The organism is Oleiphilus sp. HI0080 (assembly GCF_001635135.1).
In genome coordinates this window covers 1-3,612 of the sequence record NZ_LWFU01000356.1, presented here as the reverse complement: position 1 = coordinate 3,612, position 3,612 = coordinate 1, and the positions used below count along the sequence as shown (strand labels likewise).

General features: G+C 46.9%; 3 protein-coding genes. All 3 read left to right on the top strand.

The window, feature by feature from the left end; all coding sequences use genetic code 11:
• The first annotated feature begins 177 nt into the window (after positions 1-177).
• The 3 genes from A3751_RS05245 (at position 178) to A3751_RS05235 (ending at position 3,555) form a co-directional block, all read left to right on the top strand.
• Positions 178-651: an Rsd/AlgQ family anti-sigma factor gene (locus A3751_RS05245; protein ID WP_068453074.1), complete on the top strand. Its 474-nt coding sequence runs from the start codon at positions 178-180 to the stop codon at positions 649-651.
• Between the two features lie 87 nt (positions 652-738).
• Positions 739-1,686, top strand: coding sequence for a WD40 repeat domain-containing protein (locus tag A3751_RS05240; protein WP_068453071.1), 948 nt, complete (start codon positions 739-741; stop codon positions 1,684-1,686).
• A gap of 201 nt (positions 1,687-1,887) precedes the next feature.
• The gene (locus A3751_RS05235; RefSeq protein ID WP_082863066.1) at positions 1,888-3,555 is read left to right on the top strand and encodes an alpha/beta fold hydrolase; all 1,668 of its coding nucleotides are present in this window, start codon (positions 1,888-1,890) and stop codon (positions 3,553-3,555) included.
• The last annotated feature ends 57 nt before the right edge of the window (positions 3,556-3,612 follow it).

The following is a 3,612-nucleotide window of genomic DNA, read 5'->3' as shown; positions in this document are numbered from 1 at the left end:
GAATAAATAGAAATAACTAAAAGTAACGTTTTGCAACAATTAACAAGTTGTCACAGTTATATAAATTGGTTAATTTAAAACCAGATTTGATCAAATAATAAGCGCCTAGCGCAACACAAATCGCGACAATAAAAACTAACCGCAAAGGGTCGCGCCTAGATAATANGGAGAGGACTCATGCTCGAAAACTGCAAGAATGCAACGGAGCGCTGGGGTGGCGTCAACGAACTTATTGATAAGTGGCTCATCGAAAGACAAGAACTCATCGTCAAGTTTTGTGACTTAACAGTCAACCCACCCAGCTCGCAAGAAAATACCATCGAAAAGCTACAAGGCTTTTGTCAGGTTTTAGTCGATTATGTATCGGTTGGTCACTTTGAAGTATATGAGCAACTCATCAATGAAGCCATCGACTTTAACAACGATGATGGTACCGTCCTTCTCGATGCGACTATCCCACAAATTCAAGAAACAACCGAAGTAGCACTCGATTTTAACGACAGTTTTGATGATATCCACAAGGTCGATGATGGCGTGGACAAGTTAGTCGCGCGCCTCGAGCGTTTAGGGCGAACTTTAGAAAATCGCTTTGAGCTGGAAGACCAGTTAATTGAGGCGATACACACATCTCAGGCGGATTTAGTCTCCTAAGTGCATAAATTTATGAAGCGGATTGCAACCCGCTGGAATCAAAAACGGTCTATACTGCATAGACCGTTTTTTTATGCCCGATCCACCATGAAAACCATTTTAATTATTTGTCTTTCTTCGCTGCTTATTGCCTGCGCAAAAAGCCCTGACTCTTCCTCAGAAATTGCTACCCAAGGACTTTTTTCGGGTTCGTTTAGCAAAGACGGCCAGAACATACTGATCGGCTCGCAGCTTCATGGGGCGAGTTACTGGCGCGTTTCACCTTTAGAGAGAACATTCAACTGGAACCACCAACAAGGCGAGTACACGCAGATCACCGCCAACGCAATTTCAACCGACGGCTCACGCGCTGCAACCGCACATAAAAATCAATGGATTTTATGGAACACTGAAACCGGCGCGTCTTTGGCCTTTCTTCAAGCACCCTCGAATATTCTCAGCATTGCTCTGAATCAAGATGGATCCCGCGCCCTGCTCGGGTTGGAAAGCGGTGATATCTGGTATACCGACCCTCTTACCGGCAATAACGTTCAGGAGTTTAAACAAAGCGAAGCCGTACGCAGTGTCGCCATTAATGCGGATGCGACCCTCGCACTCACTGGCAGTGACAACTATAGCGCCACATTTTGGGATTTACTCAATGGCGAGGCCTTACATACCGAAAACCTTGAAAACATGAGTCGTCATGTCACATTTTCACCAAGTGGGAACAAAGCGTTTATTTCGTCATTGCGAAATGATCACCTCATCATTAATACCCGCGATTTCTCAACGCTTAGCGCTATCCAAGAACGTTATACGATCTTTAACGGTGCGCATTTCTCAGTTGACGAGAAGCGCGTCTATTTAGCGAACCAGCAGGGCTACATTCAAGTATTCGATACTACTACAGGTGAGGAGACCTCAAGATTCAAGGCTAAACGCAAGAAATGGTTTGGCGCTTCTCGCGCCATCATTGCCCTATGGGCAGACGACAACACCCTCAAGGCGCTTACAAGCGACGGACAGCTACAAACGTTTTCTCTCGCGCCATAACGAGATTCTTGTCACAACCCTTATTTAATGGCCTGTCATATAAAATTCCTGTCCCATTTATTGATAGTTAGTACAAGCAGCAGCGCCTACGATTATTCTCGAGAATAAAAATAAGAATCGAAAATATAAATTAAGGCAAGCACGCGCTTGCCGGCTCTTTTCCCTCCAAAAAATAAAGATAAAAAACGACAGGTGACCAACATGAAGAAAACGATTGTCGCGCTCAGTCTGTGCGCTGCGGCTTCACTGACTCCGCAAGATACCTATGCAACGGGTTCCGGCTCCATCCCGATTCTCGACTTTGCAGGCGGACTACTGAACCTACCTAACTTTCCCACCTCTGAAAACTATACAACCAACGACGACATCGTGATCAGCGCGTTTGATGGCGTAGAGTTGACGGCAAACATCTTTGTGCCGAACAACATTCAAGGCAGCGCGCCAGCCGTGATCTTTATCAACAGCTGGGGTTTAAATGAGTATGAGTACCTTCAACAAGCGGGAGAGCTAGCTGATAAAGGATACATTGTCCTTAGCTATGCGACTCGAGGCTTCGGTGAGTCAGGCGGCCTTATCGGAACAGCCGGCCCGAAAGACATGAACGACTACAGCACGGTCATCGACTATTTAATCGCCAACTACCCTGTCGATGAAAGCGCAATTGCAACGGCGGGAATTTCTTACGGCTCGGGCATTAGCTTAATTGGTGCAGCACAAGATCCTCGCGTAAAAGCCGTCGCAGCAATGAGCTCTTGGGGCGATTTAGTCGATGCACTTTATGGCAACCAATCACCACGACTTGTTTGGGGCGAGCTGCTCACGCTTGCGGGCTCTCTCACTGGTAATCCCGACCCATCTATCGCTGAAAACTGGGATATCGTAAAGAACCAGAAACTGGACCAAATTGATCAAGTTGTCGACTGGGCAAGTATTCGCTCTCCGATTAACTACGTCAATCAGCTCAATGAGAATGGTACCGCGATCTACATGGCGAAAGCCTACGGTGACAACTTGTTTCAGCCCAACACTCTGCTCGACATGTTCGGCCAACTAACTACGCCAAAGTACATCGATTTGCTTCCGGGCACCCACGCAACGGCAGAGCTTCTGCCATCGCTTGTTGGCCTCGGAGACACCCTTGTTTGGGACAACGTCTATAAGTGGTTTGATATTCATTTGAAAGGTGAGACCAACGACTTGTCTAATGCGAAACCCATCAATATGAAAGTTCGTTTTCAGGACAAGTTTGACCAGTTCGATGATTATCCTCTCGCAGAGACGACAGATGTAACTTACTACCTTCACCCTCGATCCACGTTCGATAACGGCGATATGGAAACCTCTCCATATTGGTCGTGGTTTAACACCGAAAAGGACAATTCTATCAACGGTTACTTCGGCACGAGTTTTTCAACTGGCATTCCGATTCTGTCCGACTTACTGGAACAAGTTGATATTCCTGTTATAACGAACATCCCTGCAGAGAGCGATTTTAGAGCCATCTACTGGAATAGTGACCGCCTCGATAATGGCATGCAAATTCGCGGTACACCAAGCGTCAGCCTGCGTGTCCAACCGCATTATCACAAAGCGCAGCTCGTGGCCTATCTCTATGATATGGATGCTTGGGGTACGGGTAAGCTCATCACCCATGGTGTCGTCACTCTGCCAGACGCTGACTGGGGAGCGAAAGTGCGTGTTGATTTCGACATGATTACCACGGCATACGACATCCCGCCGGGTAACCGAGTCGTCTTGGCAATTGATACGAAAGACCCCTACTACAAATCGCCAACTTCTGCCGACTTCTATGTAGACTTTCAGTACAAGACAAGTGAACAGAACATCGTCACGATTCCTACTCTGTAGCTCATTCTTCGGCTAGAAAGCAGGGCCTATGCCCTGCTTTTTTGTTTCCGCTCATAA

What these genes read in the sequence shown, in the direction of transcription:
- A3751_RS05235 (WP_082863066.1), top strand. Translation starts at nt 1,888, where the DNA reads ATGAAGAAAACGATTGTCGCGCTCAGTCTGTGCGCTGCGGCTTCACTG.
- A3751_RS05240 (WP_068453071.1), top strand. Translation starts at nt 739, where the DNA reads ATGAAAACCATTTTAATTATTTGTCTTTCTTCGCTGCTTATTGCCTGC.
- A3751_RS05245 (WP_068453074.1), top strand. Translation starts at nt 178, where the DNA reads ATGCTCGAAAACTGCAAGAATGCAACGGAGCGCTGGGGTGGCGTCAAC.